This is a genomic window from Hydrogenophaga sp. T2 (assembly GCF_049843535.1).
Classification (GTDB): Bacteria; Pseudomonadota; Gammaproteobacteria; order Burkholderiales; family Burkholderiaceae_C; genus Hydrogenophaga; species Hydrogenophaga crocea.
Map to the genome: position 1 here is coordinate 416608 of NZ_JBBHZJ010000001.1, position 24191 is coordinate 440798.

Below are 24191 nucleotides of genomic sequence, written 5' to 3' on the forward strand. Positions count from 1 at the left end.
TTTTTTGTGGTGGGTGCTGACGGGGTCGAACCGCCGACCTACGCCTTGTAAGGGCGCCGCTCTACCGACTGAGCTAAGCACCCCCAGTGCTTGCGAGGCCGGGTCAGTTGACCGCGTCCTTCAGTGCCTTGCCGGGACGGAACTTCGGCACCTTGGCGGCCTTGATTTTAATCTCGGCGCCGGTGCGGGGATTGCGGCCTTTGCGGGCCGGGCGCTTGGTCACGCCGAACGAGCCGAAACCCACCAGGGAAACGGTGCCGCCCTTCTTGAGCGTGGTGCGGATGGCGGCGATGGTGGAGTCGAGCGCGCGCGTGGCAGCCGCCTTGGAGATGTCGGCGTGCTTGGCGATGTGTTCGACGAGTTCAGTTTTGTTCACGAAAAGCCCCTCTGCAAAGGATAGGTTGGATCGTTTTGGGTGGGCCGCTGGCCACCAGCGGTGCTGGGCCGGGCCCGGATGCCCGGGGGTCGCAGGCCGCGGCCTGGATGGTCCGGCGTGCTTCGAACGATTAGACCCACGTGCCGCGGAGCGTGTCAACACGACATCGGACTCCGAGGCGCGTGGGCCACGCGAGCGGGGATTCTAGTCGCACCAGTGAACGGCCACCGGGGTGCTTCGCTACGGGCTTTCCATGAAGCGACTAGATGCGCGAGGCGATCGCGCGCCCAAGGTCGCTGGTGCCGGCCTGGCCACCCAGGTCGGGCGTGCGCGGCGCGCCGCTGCCCGGCTCCAGCGCGGCCTCGATGGCGGCCAGCACCGCGTCGTGGGCCGCGCGGTGGCCGAGAAAATCGAGCATGAGCGCACCGCACCAGATCTGGCCGATGGGGTTCGCGATGCCTTTGCCCGCGATGTCGGGCGCCGAGCCATGCACCGGCTCGAACAGCGAGGGATGGGTGCGGTCGGGGTTGAGGTTGGCGCTGGGCGCGATGCCGATGGTGCCGGTGCAGGCGGGGCCGAGGTCGGACAGGATGTCGCCGAACAGGTTGCTGCCCACCACCACATCGAAGAAGTCGGGCCGCTGCACGAAGTGCGCGGTGAGGATGTCGATGTGGAACTTGTCCACTTTCACATCCGGATACTGTTTGGCCATCTCGGCCACGCGCTCATCCCAGTACGGCATGGTGATGGCGATGCCGTTGCTCTTGGTGGCGCTGGTGAGGTGCTTCTTGGGGCGCGAACGCGCGAGCTCGAAGGCGTGGCGCAGCACGCGGTCGACGCCGTGGCGCGACATCACGGTTTCCTGGATCACGATCTCGCGCGCCGTGCCGCCGTACATGCGCCCGCCCACGCTGCTGTATTCGCCCTCGGTGTTTTCGCGCACGATGACCATGTCGATTTCGCCCGGCGCGCGCGGCGAGCCGTCGCGGCGCACCACGGGCGCGGTCACGCCGGGCATGAGGCGCGCGGGGCGCAGGTTGATGTACTGGTCGAACTCGCGACGGAACAGCAGCAGCGAGCCCCAGAGCGAGATGTGGTCAGGCACCTTGTCGGGCCAGCCCACGGCGCCGAAGTAGATCGCGTCGTGGCCACCGATCTGGTCCTTCCAGTCGTCGGGCAGCATCTTGCCGTGCTTCTCGAAGTAGTCGCAGCTGCTGAAGTCGAAGTGGTCGAACTGCAGGTCGATGTTGAAACGCGAGGCCGCGGCCTCGAGCACGCGCAGGCCCTCGGGCATGACTTCGGTGCCGATGCCGTCGCCGGCGATGACGGCGATGCGGTGTTTGCTCATGGGGGAGTCTCCTGGGGGTTGGGGCGCCGCGCGCCGACGGGATGCACGCAATGTATAGGATTCATTCGCAATAATTCCTGCATTCATTGTTGAATCCGAGGAACGAATGGACCGCAGCGATCTGGAGATGGTCAACGCCGTGCGCCAGCAGGGCAGCCTGGCGCTCGCGGCCCAGGCGCTGGGGCTCACGCCCTCGGCCGTCACGCGCCGGCTGGCCGCGCTCGAGGCCGCGCTGGGCGTGCGCCTGTTCCAGCGCACCACGCGCCGCGTGAGCCCAACGGCCGAGGGCGAGACCCTGGCGCAGCGCGCGGCCGAGCTGCTGCGCGGTTTCGAGGCGCTGGAGGCCGAACTGCGTGAACGGCAGGCCGAGCCCGCGGGCCCGATCCGGCTCGCCGCCACCTTCGGCTTCGGCCGCCGCTGGGTGGGCCCGGCGCTCGCGCGCTTCCAGGCCCAGCACCCGGCGGTGTCCATCCAGCTCCAGCTCACCGAGCGGCTGCCCGACCTCGCGGCCGAGGGCCTGGATGGCGCGGTCTGGCTCTGGGGCGCGCCCGACCAGCGCGCGGGCGAATGGGTGTCGCGCCGGCTCGCGCCCAACCGCCGCGTGCTGGTGGCCGCGCCGGCCTACCTCGCGGTGCACGGCACGCCGCAATCGCTCGACGAGCTCGCCATGCACCACTGCCTGGTGGTGCGCGAGCACACCGACGCCATGCCGCACCGGCAGGACCACTGGGCCCTGCAGCGCGAGGGCGAAGGCACGGTGCGGCGCGTGGCTGTGGCCGGTCCCATGACGAGCAACTCGGGCGAACTGGTGCGCGACTGGTGCCTCGCGGGCCACGGCGTGATGCTGCGCAGCCTGTGGGACGTGGCGCCGCAGATCGCCAGCGGCGCGCTCGTGCACCTGCTGCCCGAGTGGAGCCACCGCGACGCCGACATCCATTGGCTCGCGCCCTGGCAGGCGCAATCGCCCAAGCGCATCAAGTTGCTGGTGGCCGCGCTGGCCGAGGCCTTCCGCGACGAGCCCTGGCGGCCCGCGCCTGCCCCTGCGACGGCGCCGCTCAGCGCGGCGCGCGCACGACCAGGCTCACGCCGAACGCGGTGAGCGCGATGCCGGCCACGGTGAGCGCCGTGATCGGCTCGCCGAACAGCAGCCAGGCCATGAGCGCGGTGCACGGTGGCACCAGGTACATGAGGCTGGCCACCGAGGCCGCCGCGCCGCGCTGGATCAGCAGGTACAGCAGCGAGCTGCCGCCGAGGGTGAGGCCCAGCACCGACCAGGCCATGGCGCCCATGAAGCCGGGCGTGAAGTGCATGGCCTCGGTTTCCACCAGGGCCAGCGGCAGCGTGACGACGAAGGCCGCGATGAGCTGCGTGGTGTTGGCGGTGCGCACGTCGCAGGCCTGCACGAAGCGCTTCTGGTAGAGCGTGCCCGCGGTGATGGCGAACAGCGCGAACACCGCATACGCCAGGTTGTGCGCATTGGCCTGGTCGCCCGGCGAACCTTCGACGAGCTTGCGCCACACCACCAGCACCAGGCCTGCGAAGCCCAGCAAGAGCCCCAGCCACTGGCGGCGTGAGACCTGCCCCTGGGCGCCGCCCATGGCGCTGAGCCAGATGGCCGTGAGCACGGGTTGCAGGCCCACGATGAGCGCCGACAGGCCCGAGCCCATGCCGGCCTTGACCGCGGCCCACACGCCACCGAGGTAGCCCGCGTGCATGAGCACGCCCACCACCGACAGGTGCAGCCACTGCGCACGGCTGGCGGGCCACTTCACGCCGGCCCACACGATCCAGGGCAGGAAGCACAGGATGGACAGCGCGTAGCGCATGGCCAGGAAGGACAGCGGCGGTGAATGCGGCATGCCGTAGCGCGCCACGATGAAGCCCGTGCTCCAGATCAGCACGAACACCCAGGGCATGGCGCGCAGCCAGCCGTTGTCGGGGGCGGAAGCGTTCAAGCGAAAGGCCTTGGGCGCGTCAACGCGAACGGGCGCGGATCTCGGGCAGCGCCTTCTGCAGGTAATAAACCATGGACCACACCGTGAGCACGGCCGAGAGCCACAGCAGCCAGCCGCCCCACACGCGGGTGTCGATCAGGCCGAGCAGGCGGCCGTCGAACAGCAGGAAGGGAATGGCCACCATCTGCACCGTGGTCTTGACCTTGCCGATCATGTGCACCGCCACGCTCTTGGTGGCGCCGATGATGGCCATCCACTCGCGCAGCGAGGAAATGGCGATTTCGCGGCCGATGATGATGAGCGCGGCGAACACGTCGGCGCGGTCCATGTGCACCAGCACCAGCAGGCTCGCGCACACCAGGAACTTGTCGGCCACCGGGTCGAGGAAGGCGCCGAAGGCCGAGGTCTGGTTGAGCTTGCGCGCGAGGTAGCCATCGGCCCAGTCCGTGAGCGCGAAGACGATGAACATCGCCGTGGCCACGAGGTTCTGCTCGGCACGGCTCAGGCCATCGAGATAGAACACCCCCACGATGAGCGGAATGGCCACGATGCGGGCCCAGGTCAGCAGGGTGGGGAGGTTGAAGAACATGGGGCGATTATGGGGGGCTCAGTGCAGCGCCCGGTAAATGGCTTCGGCCAGCTCCAGCGAGATGCCTTCGACCGTCGCCAGGTCTTCCACGCTTGCCGCGCCCACGCCACGCACGCCGCCGAAGCGCTGCAGCAGCCGCGCGCGCTTCTTCGGGCCCACGCCGGGGATGTCTTCGAGCTGGCTGCCGCCGGTGCGCACCTTGGCGCGCTGCGCGCGCATGCCGGTGATCGCGAAGCGGTGCGCCTCGTCGCGGATCTGCGCCACCAGCATGAGCGCGGCCGAGTCGTGGCCCAGATAGACCTTGGCGCGGCCGTCGGCGAACACGAGTTCTTCGAGACCCACCTTGCGGCCCTCGCCTTTTTCCACGCCCACGATGCAGGCCAGGTCGAGCCCGAGCTGCGTGAACACCTCGCGCGCCACCCCCACCTGGCCCTTGCCGCCATCGATCAGCACGATGTCGGGCATGCGCGGGCCCGTGGCGGGCAGGTCTTTTTCGGTGGCAGACACGGCTTCGGCTTCTGCCTCGGACTCGCCCTCGACCGCCACCGTGGTGCCGGCCGGCAGCGCCGCGCCGTCCTGCTCGGCCTTGAGCGCCTCGGCAATGCGGCCGTAGCGGCGCGTGAGCACCTGGCGCATGGCCGCGTAGTCATCGCCGGGCGTGATGCCCTCGATCTTGTAGCGCCGGTACTGGCTGTTCTGCAGCTTGTGGCCTTCGAACACCACGCACGAGGCCTGGGTCGATTCGCCCGCCGTGTGCGAGATGTCGAAGCATTCGATGCGCAGCGCCTCGAGCTCGTCGTCAGGCAATTGCAGCGCCTCGGCCAGGGCGCGCGTGCGCGCCTGCTGGCTCCCCTCTTCGGCCAGCAGGCGCGCGAGCGCGATGCCCGCGTTCTTCTGCGCCATCTCGAGCCACAGGCGGCGGTGCTCGCGCGGGTTGTGCACCGCGTGCACCTTCTGGCCGGTCTGCGCGGTGAGCGCGTCCAGCAGCGGCTTGCCCACGGCGTGGCTGGTCACGAGCACGGGCGGCATGGGGGCGCCGATGTAGTGCTGCGCGATGAAGGCCTCGAGCACGCGCAGCGCGGTGCGTTCGGCCGGGTCGGTGGCCTGGTTGGCGTCGGCGGCGGCGCCGTCGGCCATCAGCTCCTCGATCGCGCTCGCGTCGTCCACGTGCGCGGGAAAGTACGGCCGGTCGCCCAGGTGGCGGCCGCCGCGCACCATGGCCAGGTTCACGCAGGCGCGCCCGCCCTGCACCTTCACGGCCAGGATGTCCACGTCCTGGTCGGTGCCGGTCTCCATGGTCTGCTGGTGCAGCACGCGCGAGAGTGCGCTCATCTGGTTGCGGATCTCGGCCGCCTGCTCGAATTCGAGCCTGTCGGCGTGTTCGAGCATGCGCGACTCCAGCGTCTGCAGCACGGCCTGGGTTTCGCCGCGCAGGAAGCGCTCGGCGTTGGCCACGTCGGCGAGGTACTCGGCCTGGTGGATCAGATCGACGCAGGGCCCGCTGCAACGCTTGATCTGGTAGAGCAGGCAGGGCCGCGTGCGGTTGGCGAACACCGTGTCTTCGCAGGTGCGCAGCTTGAACACCTTCTGCAGCAGCTGGATCGATTCCTTCACCGCCCAGGCGCTGGGGTAAGGGCCGTAGTAGCTGTGGCGCTTGTCCACCGCGCCGCGGTAGTAGGCCATGCGCGGGAACAGCGTGGACGCGCTGGTGGTGCGCCCGGCCGATTTCGCGGCGTCGCGCGTGCCGGTGATCTTGAGGTAGGGGTAGCTCTTGTCGTCGCGGAACAGGATGTTGAACCGCGGGTTGAGCGTCTTGATGAGGTTGTTCTCGAGCAGCAGGGCCTCGGCCTCGCTGCGCACCACCGTGGTTTCGAGCCGCACGATGCGGCTCACCATGTGGCCGATGCGCGTGCCGTCGTGGTTCTTCTGGAAGTAGCTCGACACGCGCTTCTTGAGGTTGCGTGCCTTGCCCACGTAGAGCAGCTGACCCTGCGCATCGAAGTAGCGGTAGACCCCGGGCAGCGCGGGCAGCGCGGCCACTTCGCTCAGCAGTTGTTCGGAATGCGCCTCGGACATGGCGCGTATTGTGGCCTCGGCCCGGCGCGCGGCTGGTGCAAGATCGCGCCATGCCGAGCACCGCCCCCTGGGATCTCTTCTGCCGCGTCATCGACAACTACGGCGACGCCGGCGTGTGCTGGCGCCTGGCCGCGCAGCTCGCGTCGCGCGGCACGCCCGTGCGGCTGTGGATCGACGACCCCGCGCCGCTGGCCTGGATGGCGCCGCAGGGCGCGCCCGGCGTGACCGTGCTGCCCTGGCGCGAGCCCTTCGATGCGCAGGGCCACACGCCCGGCCCGGTGTGGATCGAGGCCTTCGGCTGCGAACTGCCCGAGGCCTTCGTGGCCGCGCGCCAGGTGGACCCGGTGTGGATCAACCTCGAGTACCTGAGCGCCGAGGGCTTTGTTGAACGCCAGCACGGCCTGCCCTCGCCCGTGCTGAGCGGGCCGGGCCGCGGCCTCACCAAGTGGTTCTATTACCCCGGCTTCACCGCGCGCACCGGCGGCCTGCTGCGCGAGGACGACCTGGCCGCGCGCCAGGCCGCCTTCGACCCCGCGGCCTGGCGCGCCGCGCAGGGCCTGCCCGCAGCGGCCGGTGCGCGCTGGATCACCCTGTTCTGCTACGAGCCGGCGGCCCTGCCCGGTCTGATGGCCAGTGCGGACGCCCACTGGCTCGTGACCGCGGGCCGCGCCACCGCCGCCAGCGCCGGCCTGCCGCTGGCGCCGGGCGCGCAGCGCCACGCCCTGCCCCACCTCGATCAGCGCGGCTTCGACGGGCTGCTGTGGGCCAGCGACCTGAACTTCGTGCGCGGCGAGGATTCGCTGGTGCGCGCGCTCTGGGCCGGCAAGCCCTTCGTGTGGCAGATCTACCCGCAGCACGACGACGCCCACCACGCCAAGCTCGAGGCGTTCCTCGACTGGCTCGACGCTCCGGCCGACCTGCGCGAATGGCACCGCCGCTGGAACGGCATGGACGCCCGGCCCGCGGCCTGGCCCGGCTGGCGCGCCGTGGAGGCCTGGGGCGAAGCGGTGCGCGCGGCGCGCGAGCGTCTGTGGGCCCGCGACGACCTGGCCACCCAGCTCGCCGGCTTCGTGGCCACAAAGGGCTAAAATCGCGGGCTTTGCGACAACCGGCCGGGCGCCAGACCCTGGCCCCCTCCGTGCCCGGCCCTCGGGCGCCCCAACCGGAACCCCCTATGAAAATCGCCCAAGAAATCCGCGCCGGCAACGTGATCATGCACGGCAAGGACCCGATGATCGTCCTGCGCACCGAGTACGCCCGTGGCGGCCGTGGCGCGGCCACCGTGCGCATGAAGCTCAAGGGCCTGCTCGGCAACATCGGCACCGAAGTCGTCTTCAAGGCCGACGACAAGATGGACCAGATCATCCTGGAACACAAGGAGTGCACCTACTCCTACTTCGCCGACCCCATGTACGTGTTCATGGACGCCGACTTCAACCAGTACGAGGTGGAAGCCGAGAACATGGGCGACGCCCTGAACTACCTCGAAGACGGCATGGCCGTCGAGGTGGTGTTCTACGAAGGCAAGGCCATCTCGGTCGAGCTGCCCACCAGCCTGGTGCGCGAAATCACCTGGACCGAACCCGCCGTCAAGGGCGACACCTCGGGCAAGGTGCTCAAGCCCGCCAAGATCGCCACCGGCTTCGAAGTGGCCGTGCCGCTGTTCGTCGACCAGGGCGACCGCATCGAAATCGACACCCGCACCGGCGAATACCGCAAGCGCGTCTGACCGCGGGCATCCGTCGAAAGACACGAAGGGCTCCGCAGGGAGCCCTTCTGCATTGCACCCGCCCATGGACCTCATTGCCCGCATCGCCGAGATCATCGTTCCGGTGTTCCTGATCGTGGCCATCGGCTACGGCTACGCCCGGCGCAAGCCCACCGACCTGGTGGTGTTCAACCGCATCGCGCTCGACGTGCTGGCGCCGCTGCTGGTCTACACCGCCCTGGCCTCGCGCGATTTCGATCTCGATGGCCAGGCGCCGCTGCTGGTGGCGGGCACGGTGCTGATCCTGGGTTGCGGCCTGCTGGCCTGGCCGCTCTCGCGCGCCACGGGCGCGCAAGCGCGCACGCTGGTGCCGGTGGTGATGTTCAACAACTGCGGCAACATGGGCCTGCCGCTGGCCTTGCTGGCCTTCGGGCCGGCGCACTTCGGCGCGGCCGTGGCCCTGTTCTCGGTGAGCAACCTGCTGCACTTCTCGATCGGTGCGCGCATCACCAGCCGCGCCGCGCGCACGCGCGACCTGCTCACCAGCCCGCTCATGATCGCCACCGTGCTGGGCTTCTTCAGCGCCTTCACCGAGCTGCGCCCGCCCGCGCTCATCGCCTCGGGCATGAAGCTGCTGGGCGAAGCCTCGCTGCCCCTGCTGCTGTTCGCCCTGGGCGTGCGGCTCACCGGCCTCACGCGGCAGGGGCTGGCGCTGGGGCTGCTGGGCGCGGTCGCCCGGCCGCTCATCGGCCTGGGCCTCGCGATCCCGCTCGCCTGGGCGCTGCAGCTCGAGGGGGCGGCACGCGGCCAGTTGCTGCTGTTCAGCGCGCTGCCCCCCGCCGTCATCCAGTACATGCTGGCCGACCGCTACCAGCAGGAGCCCGAGAAAGTCGCGGCCTCGATCCTGGTCGGCAACGCGCTCGCGGTGGTGTTCGTGCCGCTCGCGCTGGCCCTCGCCTTGTGAACCCCGCTCACGCGGGAAGATCCCCCACACCCAACGGAGTCGTCATCATGGAAGCCAATCAGGACATCACCGAACGCCGCCTGGCCGACGCCTGGGCCGAGCTGCAGGCCCATTCGGACAACGGCCACCCGCTGCAGGCCGACGCCTACCGCCTGGCCTTCGCCGACCCCGAGTTCCTGCTGCGCCGCGAGACCCGCGGCATCCGCTTCCAGCTCGAAATGCTCAAGCCCGACCTCACGCAGCAACAGCTGGGCATCGAGCACACGGTGGTGGTGTTCGGCAGCGCGCGCTTTCGCGAACGCGGCGAGGCCGAGGCCGTGCTGCAGGCCGCCGAAGCCGCGGGCGATGCGCGCGCGATCGCCAAGGCCCAGGCCCTGGTTCGCAACGCCCACTACTACGACCGCGCGCGCGAGTTCGCGCGACTGGTGGCGCGCTACAGCGCGACTTGCCCCAAGCACGAGCAGCTCTACATCTGCACCGGCGGTGGACCGGGCGTGATGGAGGCCGCCAACCGCGGCGCGCACGACGAAGGCGCACTGACCGTGGGCCTGAACATCGCGCTGCCGCACGAGCAGGCGGCCAACCCCTACGTGTCGCCCGAGCTGAGCTTCAAGTTCCACTACTTCGCGCTGCGCAAGATGCACTTCATGATGCGCGCGAAGGCCTTGCTGGCCTTCCCGGGCGGCTTCGGCACCCTCGACGAGCTGTTCGAGGTGATCACGCTGGTGCAGTGCAAGAAGGCCAAGCCCGTGCCCATCGTGCTCTACGGCACCCACTACTGGAAGCGCCTGCTCAACCTCGAGGTGCTGGTGGAAGAAGGCACGATCTCGCCCGAAGACCTCGAGCTGTTCCACTTCGTCGATGACCCCCAGGCGGCCTGGGAGGTCATCGTGAAGTTCTACGGCCTGGCGGCCTGAGCGACCCGATCCGGCGCCGGGCCGCCCCAAGCCGGATCAGCCCCCTCGGGGGGCAGCGACCCGCGCAGCGGCGGAGCGTGGGGGCACTTATTCTTTCCAGCCACCGCCCAGCGCGGCGTAAAGCGCCACGCGGTTCTGCTGCAGCGCCAGCCGCACCTGCGCCTCGGCCTGCTGCGCCGCGAACAGCGACCGCTGCGCGTCGAGCACGTCGAGGAAGCTGGCCACGCCATTGCGGTAGCGCAGATCGGCCAGGCGCAGGCGCTCGGTCTCGGCCACCACCTGGTCGCGCAGGGCCTGGCGCTGCTCGGCCAGCGTGGCGCGGCCCGCGAGCGCATCGGCCACTTCGCGGAATGCGGTCTGGATCGCCTTTTCGTACTGCGCCACCGCGATGTCGCGCTCGGCCTGCGCCGACTGCAGGCCCGCGCGGTTGCGGCCGGCGTCGAAGATCGGCAGCAGCGCCTGCGGCGCCAGCGTGAAGCCCCAGGAGCCGTCCTTGAACAGGCCCGAGAGCTGGTTGCTCGCCGTGCCCACGCTCGCGGTGAGCGAGATGCGCGGGAAGAAAGCGGCGCGCGCCGCGCCGATGTTGGCGTTGGCCGCGATCAGCGCCTGTTCGGCCTGGCGGATGTCGGCGCGCCGCGTGAGCAGGTCCGAGGGCAGGCCCGCGGGCGCGTCGGCCAGCACCGCGCTGTCGGCGTCCACCACCTGCAGCAGCTCGGCCGGCACGGGCTCGCCCACCAGCAGGTTCAGCGCGTTCGCATCGAGAGCGCGGGCGCGCTGCTGCTGCGCGTAGGCCGCGCGCGCGGTGGCCGCGAGCGATTCGGCCTGGCGCAGATCGAGCGCCGAGGTGGCGCCGTTGTCGAAGCGCAGCCGGGTCAGGCGCAGCGAGTCCTCGCGCGTGGCCAGCGTGTCGCGCGTGATGGACAGCAGCGACTCGTTGGCCTGCAGGCTCAGCCAGCTGCTGGCCACGGCCGAGATCAGGCTGGTCTGCGCGGCATTGCGCGCCTGCTCGCTCGCCAGGTACTGCGCCAGCGCGGCTTCCTTGAGCGCACCGAGGCGGCCGAAGAAATCGATCTCCCAGGCGCTGGTGGCCAGGCCCACGCTGTAGGTGCTCTGGATGCCGCCGTTGCCGTTGGGCTGGCGGTTGCCCGTGGCCGCGGCGTTGATGGTCGGGTACTGGTTGGCGCGCGCGATCTGGTACTGCGCGCGCACGCGCTCGATGTTGAGCGTGGCCACGCGCAGGTCGCGGTTGTTGGCCAGCGCGCGCTCGATCAGCGTGCGCAGCTGGGGGTTCTGCACGAAGTCGCGCCACGCGGTGTCGGCCGCGCTGCGCGCGCCCGGCGACTCGGGCGTCTGCGCCGAGGCCGGGAAGGCCGAAGGCACCGGCGCCGCGGGGCGTTCGTAGGTGGGGATCATCGAGCAGCCGGCCAGCACCAGGGCCGCCACCAGCGGGCTCAGGCGGACGGTGAAATCACGATTCATCGCTGTAGGCTCCATGCGCACGGGCGCTTTCGAGGTCGCGCTGGTGCTGGCGTTCGCTGCCTTTGAACAGGCGCCGCACCACGGCAAAGAACAGGGGCACGAAGATCACCGCGAGGATGGTGCCGGTGATCATGCCGCCGATCACGCCGGTGCCGATCGCGCGCTGGCTCGCCGAGCCCGCGCCCGAGGCGATGGCCAGCGGCACCACGCCCAGCGTGAAGGCCATCGAGGTCATGATGATGGGACGGAAGCGCAGCTTGGCCGCCGCGAGCGCGGCCTCGATCGCGCTCTTGCCCTGGGCCTGCACGTCCTTGGCGAACTCGATGATCAGGATGGCGTTCTTGGCCGACAGACCGATGATGGTGATCAGGCCCACCTGGAAGTACACGTCGTTCTGGTAGCCGCGCAGCAGCGTGGCCAGCAGCACCCCCACCACGCCCAGCGGCACCACCAGGATCACCGACAGCGGGATGGTCCAGCTCTCGTAAAGCGCGGCCAGGCACAGGAACACCGCGAGGATGGCGAAGCCGTAGAGCACGATGGCCTGCGAGCCCGCGAGCTTTTCCTCGCGCGAGGTGCCGGTCCATTCGAAGCCGATGCCCTGCGGCAGTTGCGCCGCAATGCGCTCCATCTCGGCCATGGCGGCGCCCGTGCTCTGGCCCGGGGCCGCGCTGCCGCTGATGCGCATGGTGGGGTAGCCGTTGTAGCGCACGGTCTGCATCGGGCCCGTGACCCACTTGGTCGACGCGAACGCCGACAGCGGCACGGCCTGGCCCTGGCTGTTCACCACGTTGAGGCGCAGCAGGTCGGCCGGTTGCATGCGCGCCGCGGCATCGGCCTGCACCACCACGCGCTGCAGGCGGCCCGCGTTGGGGAAGTCGTTCACGTAGGTCGAGCCGAGCGCGGTGCCGATGGCGCTGCTGATGGCCTCGAAGCCCACGCCCAGCGCCTGCGCGCGGTCGCGGTCGATCTCGAGCTGCAGCTGCGGCGCGTCTTCGAGGCCGTCGGGGCGCACCTGGGTGAGCACCGGGCTCTGCGACGCGGCCTGCAGCAGCTGGCCACGCGCCTTGAGCAGCGCCTCGCGGCCCAGGCCGGCGCGGTCCTGCAGGCGGAAGCTGAAGCCCGAGGACGCACCGAGTTCGGGAATGGGCGGCGGGCTCAGCGGGAAGATGAAGGCGTCGCGAATGCCCATGAGCGCACCGAAGGTGCGGCCCGCGATGGCCTCGGCCGAGCTGCCGGGCGCGTGGCGCTCGGCCCAGTCCTTGAGCGTGACGAAGGCGAGTGCGGCGTTCTGGCCCTGGCCCGAGAAACTGAAGCCCAGCACGCTCACCATGCTCTGCACCTCGGGCTGCTTGAGCACGAAGTCTTCCACCTGCTGCATCACGGCCAGGGTGCGCTCCTGCGTCGCGCCCGGGGGCAGCTGCACGTTCACGAGCATGGTGCCCTGGTCTTCGTTGGGCAGGAACGAGGTGGGCAGGCTGCGGTACACCCAGGCCGCCGCGGCGCCGATCGCCAGGTAGACGATGAGCATGCGGCCGGCGCGCGGCAGCAGCTTGCCCACCAGGCTGGTGTAGCCGTTGGTGGTGCGCGCGAAGCCGCGGTTGAACCAGCCGAAGAAGCCCTTCTTCTCGACGTGGTGGCCCTTGGGAATGGGCTTGAGCAGCGTGGCGCACAGCGCGGGCGTGAGCGACAGTGCCATGAAGGCCGAGAACGCAATGGACACGCCCATGACGGCCGCGAACTGGCGGTAGATGTTGCCCACCGAGCCACTGAAGAACGCGAGCGGCACGAACACCGAGATCAGCACCACGGTCACGCCGATGATGGCGCCCGAGATCTGGCCCATGGCTTTGCGCGTGGCCTGCAGCGGCGGCAGGCCCTCTTCGCTCATGATGCGCTCGACGTTCTCGACCACCACGATGGCGTCGTCCACCACGATGCCGATCACCAGCACCATGCCGAACATGGTGAGCACGTTGATCGAGAAGCCCATGGCCAGCAGCGTGGCGAAGGTGCCCAGCAGCGCCACCGGCACCACGATGGTGGGAATGACCGTGTAGCGGAAGTTCTGCAGGAACAGGAACATCACCAGGAACACCAGCGCCACGGCTTCGAGCAGGGTCTGCGCGACCTGCTGGATGGAGATCTTCACGAAGCGCGAGCTGTCGTAGGGGATCTCCCAACTCATGCCCTCGGGGAAGAAGCGCTCGAGTTCGTTGAGCTTGGCCCGCACCGCGTTGGCCGTGGCCAGCGCGTTGCCGCTGGCCGAGAGCTGCACGCCGATGCCGGTGGAGGGCTTGCCGTTCAGGCGCGCCGAGGTGGCGTAGGCCTGGGCGCCGAGCTCGATGCGCGCCACGTCCTTGAGGCGCACGGTGGCGCCGTTGGGGTTGGAGCGCAGCACGATGTTGCCGAAGGCCTCGACCGAGCTGAGCTGGCCGCTGACCACCACCGTGGCCGAGATGCCCTGGCCCGCGAGGTTGGGCAGCGCGCCGATCTCACCGGCAGACACCTGCGCGTTCTGCGCGCGGATCGCGGCGGTCACGTCGGCCGCGCTCATGTTGTAGCCGAGCAGCTTGGCCGGATCGATCCAGATGCGCATGGCGCGCTCGGTGCCGAACAGCTGCGCCTGGCCCACGCCGGGCACGCGTTGCAGCTCGGGCAGCACGCTGCGCGTGGCGTAGTCGCCCAGCGCCACCGGGTCCCACTTGGGGTCGTCGCTGGTGAGGATGGTGAAGAGCAGGAAGTTGTTGCGCGCCTGGTCCACGCGCACGCCCTGCTGCGTCACCGCCGCCGGCAGGCGCGGCGAGGCGCGCGAGAGGCGGTTCTGCACGTCCACCTGCGCGAGCGCGGGGTTGGTGCCGGGCTGGAAGCTCAGCGTGATCGAGCCGGTGCCGTTGGCCTGGGCCACCGACTCCATGTAGATCAGGCCGGGCGAGCCGTTCATTTCCTGCTCGATGATGGACAGCACCGAGTCCTCGAGCGTCTGGGCCGACGCGCCGGGGTAGGTGGCGTTGATCGAGATGGAAGGCGGCGCCACCGGCGGGTACTGCGCGATGGGCAACTGCGTGATCGAGACCGCGCCCATCACCGTGATGAACAGCGCGATCACCCACGCGAAGATGGGTCGGTCAATGAAGAACTTGGCCATGGGTCAACCGTCCTGGTTCAGCTCGTCTTCTGCGCCGGCTGCGCGGCCGCGGGCGCGGCGCCGGGGCGCTGCCAGGGCACGGGTTTCACGGGCGCGCCGGGCCGCATCTTCTGGAAGCCGTCGACCACCACCTGCTCGCCGGCCTTGAGGCCTTCGAGCACCACCCACTGCGCGTTCTGCTCGCCGCCGAGCTTCACGTTGCGCGGCGCCACCTTGCCCTCGGCGTCGACCACCATGACGCTGTCGCCCTGCGCGGTGCGCGTGACGGCCTGCTGCGGCAGCAGCACGGCGTTGCTCGCCGTGGCCTGCTCCAGGCGCACGCGCACGTACAGGCCGGGCAGCAGCTGGCCGTCGGGGTTGGGGATCTCGGCGCGCAGCGCGACCTGGCCGGTGGTGCTGTCGACGGTGAGATCGGAGAACAGCAGCTTGCCCTCGCGGCCATAGGTGCTGCCGTCTTCGAGCACCACGCGCACCTTGGCGCTGTCGCGGCTGGCGCCCTTGAGCTGGCCAGCCTCGAAGGCGCGGCGCAGCCGGTAGACCTCGCCCACCGACTGCGTGAAGTTCACGTACATGGGGTTGATCTGCTGGATCACCGCGAGCTGCGTGGCCTCGCCCTGCCCCACCAGCGCGCCCTCGGTCACGAGCGCGCGGCCGATGCGGCCCGCGATCGGCGCGGTCACGTCGGCATAGCCCAGGTTGATCTGCGCGGTGCGCACCGCGGCGCGGCCCGCGGCCACGTCGGCTTCGGCCTGCTTCTGTGCGGCCAGCGCATTGGCGTATTCCTGCTGGCTGATGGCGTTCTCTTTCACCAGCGGCGCGTAACGCTCGGCGAGCGCCCTGGCCTGGCCCAGGTTGGCCTCGGCGCGCGCGAGCGTGGCCTGCGCGCTCTGCAGCGTGGCCTGGTAGGGCGCGGGGTCGATGCGGAACAGGCGCTGGCCGGCTTTCACATCGCTGCCCTCGCGGAACAGCCGCTCCTGCAGGATGCCCGCGGCGCGGGCGCGCACCTGCGCCACGCGCGAGGCCTCCAGCCGGCCGGGCAGCTCGTTGACCAGACCGATGTCGCCGGGCTGCACGGTGACCACACCCACCTCGGGCGGCGGCATGCCACCGCCGGGTGCCTGGGCCGGGGCCTGCGATTTGCCGCAGGCGGCCAGGGCGGCCACGATGGCCAGGGCAACAAGGGTGCGGGCCGCGCGCGGGCGCGGCAGTGACGTCGACGATGGCATGGGAGAGACCTCGGGGTTCGGGTGGCTTCGAACGAAGGCGACGAGTATACATACACGTATGTATGTATAGTTACGGCTCTGTAATCCCTCGCTCACGAAAAGCCCATTCATGGTCCGCCGCACCAAGTCCGAAGCCCTGGAAACCAGAAGCCGGCTGCTCGACGCCGCCGAGCGCCTGTTCCAGGCCAAGGGCGTGTCCAGCACCACCCTCGCCGACATCGCGACCGCGGCCGGCGCCACGCGCGGCGCGGTCTACCACCACTTCCGCGACAAGGCCGACCTGTTCAACGCCATGATGGAGCGCGTGACCATGCCCATGGAGTCCTCGCTCGCCGAGGTCGGTCGCACGGCGGCGGCGCAGGCGGATCCGCTGCAATCCTTGCGCGATTCCATGACACACGCATTGCGCCAGACCGCCACCGACGAGCGCACGCGCCGCGTGTTCGAGGTGGCCACGCACAAGGTGGAATACACCGACGAGATGCAGGCCGTGCGCGAGCGCCACCTGCGGGTGCGCAACGCCTGCGTGGCCGAGATGCGCACCACGCTGCAAGCGGCCGCTCGGCGCGAGGGCGTCGAGTTGCCCATTCCCGTGGCGGCGGCGGCGCTGGGCCTGCACAACCTGATCGACGGCCTGATCCAGAACTGGATGCTCGACCCACAGGCCTTCGACCTCGTGCAACGCGGCCGCCAGACCTTCGACACCTTCCTCGCGGGCCTGGGCTTCGGCCCTCAGAAGCGCGTGCGCTCGGGCCGCGCCGCGGGCGCGCGCAGGCGCCAGGCCACGGGCGAGGCCGAGCCCACGGCCGCGCCCACGGCCCAGAACACGTAGGCCACGCCCACCGCCGCGCCCGCGGTGCCGAACAGCAGCGGCATGGCCACGCTCGAGCCGTTGATGGCCATGGCGCGCAGGCCCAGCGCCTCGCCGTGGCGGTGCGTGGGCGTCATCTGGTGCAGCATGCTCATGATCATGGGCTGCACCGAACCCAGGGCAAAGCCCAGCAGCACCGACAGCGCGGCCATGCCCCAGGCCACGTGCACCAGCGGGTAGGCCGCGAACAGCAGCGCGGTGGCGGCCATGGCGCCGCCGATGACGGCCGATTCGCGCAGCCGCTCGGCGAGCCAGGGCATGAGCAGGCGGATCGCGGTGGCCGCGAGCGCGAAGCCACCGAGGATGGCGCCGATGGTGGTGGCGCTCAGGCCGCGCTCGTGGCCCAGCACGGGCACCAGGAAGGTGTGCACGTCCCAGCACGAGGACAGCATCCAGTTGATCAGCATGAGCCGGCGGAAGTCGGCGTTGCGCAACAGGTCCCAGGACGAGCGCTTGCCGCCCTCGCTGGCGGGGCGCAGCTCGGCCGGCAGCTCTTGCGTGCGCCGCACCAGCCACCAGGCCAGCCAGGGCAGCAGCGCGAGCGCGAGGTAGGCCCAGCGAAAGCCCGCGAAGTCAATGAACAGGCCGGCGGTGAGCGGGCCCAGGAAGTTGGAGATCGAGGGGCCGACCGCCATCCAGCTGAACACCTGGCGCAGCTCGGTGGCGTCGTGCGCGAGCCGGCCCACGTGGCGCTGCAGCGCGATCATGGCCATGCCGCTGGCCGCGCCGCAGGCGGTGGCCGACAGGCACAGCACCCAGAACGTGGGCCAGACCACGGCCAGCAGGCCGCCCAGGCTGGCCACGGTCACGGCCACGCGCACCGGGCGCTGCAGGCCGTGCCGGTCGGCGAAGCGGCCCGCGGGCAGCGCCAGGAACACCGGCGCGAGCGCGAACAGCGCGAGCAGGATGCCCACGAACAAGGGGCTGTGGCCTTCGCGCAGCGCCATCAGCGGCGCGGCCATGCGAAAGCCCGTCATGCAACCGTGCACGCAGATCTGCGAGGCGATCAGCCGCGCCAGATCGACACGTAGGCGCGGGTTCAAGGGGCGTCCCGGTCGGCGGGGTCGGTGTCGAGCGGCAGCAGCGCGCTGCTGCGCTCCTGCGGCAGGGCCTCGACGGTCTTGAGCGCGCGGCCCATGGCGCGGCTGCGCACCTCGGCCTGCTCGAGCGTGTTGAGCACGGTCTGCGTCTGTCCCTTGACCTTGGCCAGCACGTCGCCGAACTTGCCGAACTCGGTCTTGACCGCGCCCAGCACCTGCCAGACCTCGCTGCTGCGCTTTTCCAGCGCCAGCGTGCGAAAGCCCATCTGCAGCGAGTTGAGCATGGCCATGAGCGTGGTGGGCCCGGCCAGCGTGACACGGTGCTCGCGCTGCAGCAGCTCCATCAGGCCCGGGCGGCGCAGCACCTCGGCGTACAGGCCTTCGGTGGGCAGGAACAGGATCGCGAAATCGGTAGTGTGCGGCGGCTCGAGGTATTTCTCGGCCATGCTCTTGGCCTCGAGGCGGATGCGCTGCTCGAGCGCCTTGGCCGCGAGCTCCACGCCTTCGACGTCGGCGCGCTGCTGCGCGTCGAGCAGGCGCTCGTAGTCTTCGTTGGGAAACTTGGCGTCGATGGGCAGCCAGCACGGCGCGCCGTCTTCGCCACGGCCGGGCAGGCGCACCGCGAAGTCGACCGGGTTGCGCGTGCCCGGGCGCGTGACCACCTGGGTCGCGTACTGGTCGGGCGCGAACACCTGCTCGAGCAAAGCCCCGAGCTGGGCCTCGCCGAACATGCCGCGCGTCTTGACGTTGGTGAGCAGGTGCTTGAGGTCGCCCACGCCCTGCGCGAGCGTCTGCATCTCGCCCAGGCCCTTGTGCACCTGCTCGAGCCGGTCGGCCACCTGCTTGAAGCTCTCGCCCAGGCGCGCCTGCAGCGTGCTCTGCAACTTCTCGTCGACCACGGCGCGCATCTCGTCGAGCTTGGCCGCGTTGCCCTGCTGCAGCTGCGCGAGCTGGGCGTCGAGCGTGGTGCGGATCTCGGCCAGGCGGCGCGCGTTGGCCTCGCTCATGTCCTGCAGCTGGCGCGTGAGCGTGTCGCCGAGCGCGCCGCGCAGCTGCACGAGCTGCTGCGCGAAGGCATCGAGCTGGGCGTTCTGCGTGCGCGTGGTCTCGGCCGATTGCGCGGTGATCGAGGCCTGGAAGCGGCTCAGGCCTTCGAGCTGCTCCTGGCGCGCGTTGCGCGCGTTGTCGGTCACCTCGCGCCGCAGCTCGCCTTCCACGTGGTCCACGCGCTGGGCGATCTGCTGCAGCTGCGCGAGCACCGCCTGGCGGTGCGCGAGTTCGTCGGCCATGGGGAGGGGTTCGGGCCCGGGCGCGGGCTTGCGCAGCGCCAGCACGAGCTGCAGCCCCACGCCCGCCAGCGCGAGCACCAGCAGCGCGACGAGCAAGGCGGTGTCCATCAGGCGCGCGCCCCCTTGCCGATGATCTCGGCATTGAGCGGCGTGCGCGGCTGACCCTTCACGAGGTAGTCGATCAGGTTGTCGGCCGCGAGCATGGCCATGGCGCGGCGCGTCTGGATGGTGGCGCTCGCGATGTGCGGCGTGAGCACCACGTTGGGCACGGTGAGCAGATCGGGGTGCACCCGGGGCTCGCCCTCGAACACGTCGAGGCCGGCCGCGGCGATGCGGCGTTCCTTCAGGGCCTGCGCAAGTGCCGCGTCGTCGACGATGCCGCCGCGCGCGATGTTGATCAGCGTGGCCGTGGGCTTCATCTGCGCGATCTCGGCCGCGCCGATGGCGTGGTGGCTGCTCGCGCTGTAGGGCAGCACCAGGATGAGGTGATCGGCCTCGCGCAGCAGCGTGGCCTTGTCCACGTAGGTGGCCTTGCACTCGGCCTCGGTGGCGGCGTCCAGGCGCGAGCGGTTGTGGTAGATCACCTTCATGCCGAAGCCCAGCGCGCCGCGGCGCGCAATGGCCTGGCCGATGCGGCCCATGCCCAGGATGCCCAGCGTGCTGCCGTGCACCTCGGCGCCGGCGAACATGTCGAGCGCCCAGCGGTTCCACTGGCCCGCGCGCAGGAAGTGTTCGCTCTCGGTGAGGCGGCGCGCCGTGGCCATGAGCAGCGCGAAGCCGAAGTCGGCCGTGGTCTCGGTGAGCACGTCGGGCGTGTTGGTGGCCACCACGCCGGCCGCGCTCAGCGCGGGCACGTCGAAGTTGTTGTAGCCCACCGCGATGTTGGCCACGATGCGCAGCGCCGGGCAGGCCGCGGCCACCGCGCCGTCGATGCGCTCGCTGCCCGTGGTCATGGCGCCCACCTTGCCCTGCAGCCGCTCGATCAGCTGGGCCGGCGTGAGCACGCCGTCGGTGTCGTTGTGGTCGACCTCGAAATGTGCGCGCAAGTGCTCCACCACGTCGGGGAAGATCTTGCGGCTCACGAGGATGGCGGGCTTGGCGGCCATGCGAATGTCTCCTTGTTGGGGTTGTGTCAGACGAACCAGATCCAGGTCATGAGCGCGAACAGCGGCACCAGGATGCACACCGACCACGCCATGTAGCCGAAGAAGCTGGGCATCTTCACGCCGCGGTCTTCGGCGATCGCCTTGACCATGAGGTTGGGGGCGTTGCCGATGTAGGTGTTGGCGCCCATGAACACCGCGCCGGCGGAGATCGCGATCAGCGTGGGCGCGAGCGCGTTCATGAGCACCTGCGGATCACCGCCCGCGGTGTTGAAGAACACCAGGTAGGTGGGCGCGTTGTCGAGGAACGAGCTCAGCGCGCCCGTGGCCCAGAAGTACATGGCGTTGTTGGGCGAGCCGTCGGGCAGCGTCACCGCGCGGATCACTGCGGCGAAGGGGCCGTCCACACCGGCCTTGAGCATGGCGATCACCGGGATGATGGTGAGGAAGATGGCGGCGAACAGCTTGGCCACTTCCTGCATGGGCGCCCAGTTGAACTGGTTGTTCTCGTGTGCGCTCGCGGGCGTCAGGCGCAGCGACAGCAGGGTCACGATGATCAGGCCGACGTCGCGCACGACGCCGGGCAGGCCCACCTCGGTGCCCGCGATGTTGAACACCACCGGCGACTTCCAGAGGCCGCTCATGAGCACCAGCGCCACCACCACGCCGAGCAGCGCGAAGTTCACGCCGCCCTCGAAGCCCAGGCGGGGCGTGTCGGGCGTGGGGTCGACCGGGCGGATCTCTTCGCGCCGGTGGTAGTACCACCAGTCGATCGCGTAGAACAGCGCGAGCAGCACGCCGATCAGGAAGCCGGTCTTGGCCCACATGTGGACCACGGTCCAGAAGAAGTCGACGCCCTTGAGGAAACCCAGGAACAGCGGCGGATCGCCCAGCGGCGTGAGCGCACCGCCGGCGTTGGACACGATGAAGATGAAGAACACCACCACGTGCACCTGGTGCTTGCGGTTGTCGTTGGCGCGGATCAGCGGGCGGATCAGCAGCATGGAGGCGCCCGTGGTGCCCATGAAGCTCGCGAGCACCGCGCCGATCGCGAGGATGGCGGTGTTCAGGCCGGGGCTGCCGTGCAGGTTGCCGCGCACGTAGATGCCGCCGGCCACCGTGAACAGCGCGGTGAGCAAGATGATGAACGGGATGTACTCGGCCAGCGCCGCGTGCACCACGGCCGCGCCGGTGGCGCCGGCGCCGAAAGTGGCCGCGAAGGGCAGCAGGAAGGCCAGCGCCCAGGCCGCCGACACCTTGCCGAAGTGGTGGTGCCAGAACATCGGCGCCACCAGCGGCATGAGCGCGATCGACAGCAGCACGCCCGCGAAAGGCAGGCCCCACCAGGCCGAGAGCTGGCTGCCGTCGAGATCGGCAGCAAAAGCCAGGCCGGGCAGCATGGCCCCGGCCAGCAGGACCATTGCCCTGGGCATCCCGTGTGTCATCGGCAACTCCGGATCAGACGGCCAGCAGGTCGACTTCGAACAGCAGCGTGGCGTTGGGCGGGATCACACCGCCCGCGCCGCGCGCGCCGTAGCCGAGTTCGGCCGGGATCACGAGGCGTCGCGTGCCGCCCACCTTCATGCCCTGCACGCCTTCGTCCCAGCCCTTGATGACGTGGCCCATGCCCAGCGGGAATTCGAAGGGCTGGCCGCGGTCCTTGCTCGAATCGAACTTGCGGCCGGCCACGCCGTCCTGGTAGAGCCAGCCGGTGTAGTGCACCTGCACGGGGCGTCCGGCGCGGGCTTCGTCGCCCTGGCCGACCACGGTGTCTTCGTATTGCAGGCCGCTGGGGGTGGTGATCATCGGGGGTCTCCTGTGATGGGGATGAATGAGGTTCAGCCGAGCCACTGCGTGAACGCAGACACGGGCTCGCGCGGGGTGTGAAAGCCGTTGACCGGCGCGTCGGGATCGGCGTAGCCCAGGGCCATGCCGCAGACCAGCATTTCGTCGGGGCCGGCGCCGATCAGGGGCAGGATGATCTTGGCAAAGCCGTTCCAGGCCGCCTGCGGGCAGGTGTGCAGGCCCTGGCCACGCGCAGCCACCATGATGTTCTGCAGGAACATGCCGTAGTCGACCAGCGAGCCGCGGCCCATGGCGCGGTCGAGCGTGAACATCAGCCCCACGGGCGCGTCGAACAGGCGGAAGTTGCGCTGGTGCTGCGCGTGCATCTTGTCCTTCTCGCCTTTCTGGATGCCCAGCAGGCCGTACAGCCCCCAGCCGTTCTCGCGCCGGCGGTCGATGTAGGGGCTGATCCATTTCTCGGGGTAGTAGTCGTATTCCTCGCGGTACTCGGCGGCCAGCGCCGGGTTGGCGTAGATGGCGTCCTGCGCGGCCACCACCTGCTTCACGAGTTCGTCGCGCACCGCGTTCTGCAGCACGTAGACCTTCCAGGGCTGGGTGTTGGTGCCCGAGGGCGCGCGGCGCGCCACGTCGAGGATGTGCTCGATGGTCTCGCGCGGCACCGGCGTGGGCAGGAAGGCGCGCGCCGACATGCGCGTGGTGATGGCGGCGTCCACGCTCGCGGGGTCGATCACGGTCTCGGCCAGGTTCATCGCAGGGTCTCCAGGGTGTGTTTGAGGGCGGCCGGCAGGGGCACGGGGCGGCGCGTCTCGCGGTCCACGTACACGTGCACGAAGTGCCCGTGGGCGGCCGTGGTCTCGGCGCCGTCGGCGAACAGGCCGACTTCGTAGCGCACGCTGGAACTGCCCAGGTGCGCCACGCGCACGCCGGCCCACACGGTCTGCGGGAAGGCCAGCGGTGCGAAGTAATGGCACTGCGTTTCCACCACCAGGCCGATGACGCCGCCGGCGTGGATGTCGAGCGCACCGGCTTCGATCAGGTGCGCGTTGACGGCGGTGTCGAACCAGCTGTAGTAGATGACATTGTTGACGTGCCCGTAGACGTCGTTGTCGGCCCAGCGCGTGGAGATGGCGCGGAACGCGCGGAAGTCGCTGCGGGGCCGCGGGGTCGGGCGAGGGGCCGGGGCGTTCGCGGTCATGGGCGGGCATTGTGCCAGCGCATGCCGGCGGGGGTTGTCGCCGACCGCAGCGCTTGCGCCTGCCAGCGCCGCTCGTGCTCGAGCGCGACGCGGTAGGTGTTGACTTGCACCTGCACCGTCGCCTCCAGATCATGGCCGTAACCGCCGCCCATGGCGAACACCAGCGGCAGGCCGCGCCGCGCGGCCCAGCCCATCACGCGACGGTCGCGCGCCTCCAGGCCGTCGAAACTCAGCTTGAGGCGGCCGAGCCGGTCGCCCTCGTGCGGATCGGCCCCCGCGAGGTACAGCACCAGGCCGGGCTCGAAGCGCCGCTCGAGTTCGTCGAGCGCGAGGTCGAGCGCGTGCAGGTACTCGTCGTCGCGCACGCCGTCGGGCAGCTCCACGTCGAGGTCGCTGGGTTCCTTGCGGAACGGGAAATTCTTGGCGCCGTGCAGCGAGAGCGTGAACACGCTGGCGTCGTTGGCGAAGATGCGTGCCGTGCCATTGCCCTGGTGCACGTCGAGGTCCACGATGGCCACCGGCAGCGGCGCACGCGGGCCGTGGCGCCGCAGGTGTTCGGCCTGCATGAGGCGCGCAGCCACCGCGAAATCGTTGAACACGCAGAAGCCGCCGCCCTTGTCGGCATAGGCGTGGTGCGTGCCGCCCGCGAGGTTGGCCGCCAACCCGCCGCCCTGCGCCATCACGCGCCGCGCGGCCTGCAGGGTCGCGCCCACCGAGCGGCGCGCGCGCTCGGCCATCGCCGGGCTCCAGGGAAAGCCGATCTCGCGTTGCAGTGCCGGCGCCAGCGTGCCGTGCGCGATCGCGTCGATGTAAGCCGGCGTGTGCACCAGGGCCAGCTCGCCGTCGGTGGCCGGCAGGGCCTCGTGAAGATCCACCTCGGGCAGCTCGGTCGCCAGCCGCTCGCGCAGCCGGGCGTACTTGGCCATGGGGAAGCGGTGCCCGCTGGGCAGGGGCAACACGAAATGGTCGGCGTAGAAGGCGTGCACGGTGGGGCTGTCGCAGGGCGCGCGCATTGTGGCCGGGCCCCGATGCCGCTGCCCGGGCCCGGGATTTAGAACCGCATCCCTAGAATGTTGCAGCGCAACAAAAACCGCTTGCACA

Annotated in this window: 22 protein-coding genes and 1 tRNA gene; 6 read left to right on the top strand and 17 right to left on the bottom strand. The window is 70.2% G+C overall.

The genetic code is table 11. The annotated features are described in order from the left end of the window. Positions 1–7: 7 nt before the first annotated feature. The 3 genes from WDZ95_RS01970 to WDZ95_RS01980 form a co-directional block, all read right to left on the bottom strand. Positions 8–83: transfer RNA gene (locus tag WDZ95_RS01970), tRNA-Val, on the bottom strand. A 20-nt stretch (positions 84–103) separates the two neighbouring features. Next, on the bottom strand, positions 104–376 hold the full coding sequence (locus tag WDZ95_RS01975) for an HU family DNA-binding protein (protein ID WP_166226995.1): 273 nt from the start codon (positions 374–376) through the stop codon (positions 104–106). Positions 377–638: 262 nt separating this feature from the next. Continuing rightward, on the bottom strand, positions 639–1724 hold the full coding sequence (locus tag WDZ95_RS01980) for a tartrate dehydrogenase (protein WP_425775968.1): 1086 nt from the start codon (positions 1722–1724) through the stop codon (positions 639–641). 106 nt (positions 1725–1830) lie between these two features. Here WDZ95_RS01980 and WDZ95_RS01985 point away from each other — a divergent pair, with 106 nt between their 5' ends. Further along, the gene (locus WDZ95_RS01985; RefSeq protein ID WP_425775969.1) at positions 1831–2823 is read left to right on the top strand and encodes a LysR family transcriptional regulator; all 993 of its coding nucleotides are present in this window, start codon (positions 1831–1833) and stop codon (positions 2821–2823) included. Here WDZ95_RS01985 and WDZ95_RS01990 read toward each other — a convergent pair. Genes WDZ95_RS01990 through uvrC form a run of 3 tightly spaced genes read right to left on the bottom strand, consistent with a single transcriptional unit; the run spans position 2780 to position 6344 of the window. Continuing rightward, the gene (locus WDZ95_RS01990; RefSeq protein ID WP_425776245.1) at positions 2780–3640 is read right to left on the bottom strand and encodes a DMT family transporter; all 861 of its coding nucleotides are present in this window, start codon (positions 3638–3640) and stop codon (positions 2780–2782) included. The two genes, WDZ95_RS01985 and WDZ95_RS01990, sit on opposite strands and share 44 nt — an antisense overlap. 58 nt (positions 3641–3698) lie before the next feature. After that, positions 3699–4268, bottom strand: a complete 570-nt coding sequence (pgsA, locus tag WDZ95_RS01995; RefSeq protein WP_425775970.1) for a CDP-diacylglycerol--glycerol-3-phosphate 3-phosphatidyltransferase — start codon at positions 4266–4268, stop codon at positions 3699–3701. Between the two features lie 18 nt (positions 4269–4286). Continuing rightward, entirely contained in the window at positions 4287–6344 is a 2058-nt protein-coding gene (gene uvrC, locus WDZ95_RS02000) for an excinuclease ABC subunit UvrC (RefSeq protein WP_425775971.1), read from the bottom strand. Between the two features lie 50 nt (positions 6345–6394). On the opposite strand from uvrC, the gene earP reads away from it, so the two are divergent. From earP to WDZ95_RS02020, 4 genes are all read left to right on the top strand, one after another. Beyond that, a complete protein-coding gene (gene earP, locus WDZ95_RS02005; RefSeq protein ID WP_425775972.1) occupies positions 6395–7432 on the top strand; it encodes an elongation factor P maturation arginine rhamnosyltransferase EarP in 1038 nt (345 codons plus the stop codon). Between the two features lie 86 nt (positions 7433–7518). Continuing rightward, positions 7519–8073 (top strand): elongation factor P, encoded by a 555-nt coding sequence (gene efp, locus WDZ95_RS02010; protein WP_166227001.1) that lies wholly within the window; start codon positions 7519–7521, stop codon positions 8071–8073. A 64-nt stretch (positions 8074–8137) separates the two neighbouring features. Next, positions 8138–9016, top strand: coding sequence for an AEC family transporter (locus WDZ95_RS02015; RefSeq protein ID WP_166227002.1), 879 nt, complete (start codon positions 8138–8140; stop codon positions 9014–9016). Between the two features lie 47 nt (positions 9017–9063). Continuing rightward, positions 9064–9933, top strand: a complete 870-nt coding sequence (locus tag WDZ95_RS02020; RefSeq protein WP_166227003.1) for a TIGR00730 family Rossman fold protein — start codon at positions 9064–9066, stop codon at positions 9931–9933. A gap of 87 nt (positions 9934–10020) precedes the next feature. On the opposite strand, the gene WDZ95_RS02025 is transcribed toward WDZ95_RS02020, so the two are convergent. Genes WDZ95_RS02025 through WDZ95_RS02035 form a run of 3 tightly spaced genes read right to left on the bottom strand, consistent with a single transcriptional unit; the run spans position 10021 to position 15786 of the window. Further along, positions 10021–11412 carry an efflux transporter outer membrane subunit gene (locus WDZ95_RS02025; RefSeq protein ID WP_166227004.1) on the bottom strand — a complete coding sequence of 464 codons (1392 nt, stop codon included), beginning with the start codon at positions 11410–11412 and terminating at the stop codon, positions 10021–10023. Continuing rightward, positions 11402–14560 carry an efflux RND transporter permease subunit gene (locus tag WDZ95_RS02030; RefSeq protein ID WP_425775973.1) on the bottom strand — a complete coding sequence of 1053 codons (3159 nt, stop codon included), beginning with the start codon at positions 14558–14560 and terminating at the stop codon, positions 11402–11404. The genes WDZ95_RS02025 and WDZ95_RS02030 overlap by 11 nt, the downstream gene beginning before the upstream one ends. Positions 14561–14577: 17 nt before the next feature. After that, entirely contained in the window at positions 14578–15786 is a 1209-nt protein-coding gene (locus tag WDZ95_RS02035) for an efflux RND transporter periplasmic adaptor subunit (protein ID WP_425775974.1), read from the bottom strand. A gap of 109 nt (positions 15787–15895) precedes the next feature. Here WDZ95_RS02035 and WDZ95_RS02040 point away from each other — a divergent pair, with 109 nt between their 5' ends. Then, complete coding sequence (locus WDZ95_RS02040; protein WP_425775975.1) at positions 15896–16618, top strand: TetR family transcriptional regulator; 723 nt, start codon at positions 15896–15898, stop codon at positions 16616–16618. On the opposite strand, the gene WDZ95_RS02045 is transcribed toward WDZ95_RS02040, so the two are convergent. From WDZ95_RS02045 to WDZ95_RS02080, 8 genes are all read right to left on the bottom strand, one after another. Beyond that, positions 16519–17634, bottom strand: coding sequence for an MFS transporter (locus WDZ95_RS02045; protein WP_240936649.1), 1116 nt, complete (start codon positions 17632–17634; stop codon positions 16519–16521). The genes WDZ95_RS02040 and WDZ95_RS02045 overlap by 100 nt on opposite strands. Before the next feature lie 62 nt (positions 17635–17696). Beyond that, entirely contained in the window at positions 17697–19094 is a 1398-nt protein-coding gene (gene rmuC / locus WDZ95_RS02050) for a DNA recombination protein RmuC (protein WP_166227009.1), read from the bottom strand. Next, on the bottom strand, positions 19094–20092 hold the full coding sequence (locus tag WDZ95_RS02055; RefSeq protein ID WP_425775976.1) for a 2-hydroxyacid dehydrogenase: 999 nt from the start codon (positions 20090–20092) through the stop codon (positions 19094–19096). The genes rmuC and WDZ95_RS02055 overlap by 1 nt, the downstream gene beginning before the upstream one ends. A gap of 26 nt (positions 20093–20118) precedes the next feature. Next, positions 20119–21522 carry a sodium:proton antiporter gene (locus tag WDZ95_RS02060; protein WP_425775977.1) on the bottom strand — a complete coding sequence of 468 codons (1404 nt, stop codon included), beginning with the start codon at positions 21520–21522 and terminating at the stop codon, positions 20119–20121. A gap of 25 nt (positions 21523–21547) precedes the next feature. Beyond that, complete coding sequence (locus WDZ95_RS02065; RefSeq protein ID WP_166227012.1) at positions 21548–21895, bottom strand: FKBP-type peptidyl-prolyl cis-trans isomerase; 348 nt, start codon at positions 21893–21895, stop codon at positions 21548–21550. Positions 21896–21927: 32 nt separating this feature from the next. Further along, the gene (locus WDZ95_RS02070; RefSeq protein WP_425775978.1) at positions 21928–22644 is read right to left on the bottom strand and encodes a nitroreductase; all 717 of its coding nucleotides are present in this window, start codon (positions 22642–22644) and stop codon (positions 21928–21930) included. After that, on the bottom strand, positions 22641–23090 hold the full coding sequence (locus WDZ95_RS02075; protein WP_425775979.1) for an acyl-CoA thioesterase: 450 nt from the start codon (positions 23088–23090) through the stop codon (positions 22641–22643). The genes WDZ95_RS02070 and WDZ95_RS02075 overlap by 4 nt, the downstream gene beginning before the upstream one ends. Next, on the bottom strand, positions 23087–24076 hold the full coding sequence (locus WDZ95_RS02080; protein ID WP_425776247.1) for a histone deacetylase family protein: 990 nt from the start codon (positions 24074–24076) through the stop codon (positions 23087–23089). Before WDZ95_RS02080 ends, WDZ95_RS02075 begins: the two co-directional genes overlap by 4 nt. Positions 24077–24191: the final 115 nt, after the last annotated feature.

What these genes read in the sequence shown, in the direction of transcription:
- uvrC (WP_425775971.1), bottom strand. Translation starts at nt 6,344, where the DNA reads ATGTCCGAGGCGCATTCCGAACAACTGCTGAGCGAAGTGGCCGCGCTG.
- efp (WP_166227001.1), top strand. Translation starts at nt 7,519, where the DNA reads ATGAAAATCGCCCAAGAAATCCGCGCCGGCAACGTGATCATGCACGGC.
- earP (WP_425775972.1), top strand. Translation starts at nt 6,395, where the DNA reads ATGCCGAGCACCGCCCCCTGGGATCTCTTCTGCCGCGTCATCGACAAC.
- WDZ95_RS01990 (WP_425776245.1), bottom strand. Translation starts at nt 3,640, where the DNA reads ATGCCCTGGGTGTTCGTGCTGATCTGGAGCACGGGCTTCATCGTGGCG.
- WDZ95_RS02065 (WP_166227012.1), bottom strand. Translation starts at nt 21,895, where the DNA reads ATGATCACCACCCCCAGCGGCCTGCAATACGAAGACACCGTGGTCGGC.
- WDZ95_RS02045 (WP_240936649.1), bottom strand. Translation starts at nt 17,634, where the DNA reads ATGACGGGCTTTCGCATGGCCGCGCCGCTGATGGCGCTGCGCGAAGGC.
- WDZ95_RS02025 (WP_166227004.1), bottom strand. Translation starts at nt 11,412, where the DNA reads ATGAATCGTGATTTCACCGTCCGCCTGAGCCCGCTGGTGGCGGCCCTG.
- WDZ95_RS02070 (WP_425775978.1), bottom strand. Translation starts at nt 22,644, where the DNA reads ATGAACCTGGCCGAGACCGTGATCGACCCCGCGAGCGTGGACGCCGCC.
- pgsA (WP_425775970.1), bottom strand. Translation starts at nt 4,268, where the DNA reads ATGTTCTTCAACCTCCCCACCCTGCTGACCTGGGCCCGCATCGTGGCC.
- WDZ95_RS01980 (WP_425775968.1), bottom strand. Translation starts at nt 1,724, where the DNA reads ATGAGCAAACACCGCATCGCCGTCATCGCCGGCGACGGCATCGGCACC.
- WDZ95_RS02035 (WP_425775974.1), bottom strand. Translation starts at nt 15,786, where the DNA reads ATGCCATCGTCGACGTCACTGCCGCGCCCGCGCGCGGCCCGCACCCTT.
- rmuC (WP_166227009.1), bottom strand. Translation starts at nt 19,094, where the DNA reads ATGGACACCGCCTTGCTCGTCGCGCTGCTGGTGCTCGCGCTGGCGGGC.
- WDZ95_RS02055 (WP_425775976.1), bottom strand. Translation starts at nt 20,092, where the DNA reads ATGGCCGCCAAGCCCGCCATCCTCGTGAGCCGCAAGATCTTCCCCGAC.
- WDZ95_RS02020 (WP_166227003.1), top strand. Translation starts at nt 9,064, where the DNA reads ATGGAAGCCAATCAGGACATCACCGAACGCCGCCTGGCCGACGCCTGG.
- WDZ95_RS02060 (WP_425775977.1), bottom strand. Translation starts at nt 21,522, where the DNA reads ATGCCCAGGGCAATGGTCCTGCTGGCCGGGGCCATGCTGCCCGGCCTG.
- WDZ95_RS01985 (WP_425775969.1), top strand. Translation starts at nt 1,831, where the DNA reads ATGGACCGCAGCGATCTGGAGATGGTCAACGCCGTGCGCCAGCAGGGC.
- WDZ95_RS02015 (WP_166227002.1), top strand. Translation starts at nt 8,138, where the DNA reads ATGGACCTCATTGCCCGCATCGCCGAGATCATCGTTCCGGTGTTCCTG.
- WDZ95_RS02030 (WP_425775973.1), bottom strand. Translation starts at nt 14,560, where the DNA reads ATGGCCAAGTTCTTCATTGACCGACCCATCTTCGCGTGGGTGATCGCG.
- WDZ95_RS02040 (WP_425775975.1), top strand. Translation starts at nt 15,896, where the DNA reads ATGGTCCGCCGCACCAAGTCCGAAGCCCTGGAAACCAGAAGCCGGCTG.
- WDZ95_RS02075 (WP_425775979.1), bottom strand. Translation starts at nt 23,090, where the DNA reads ATGACCGCGAACGCCCCGGCCCCTCGCCCGACCCCGCGGCCCCGCAGC.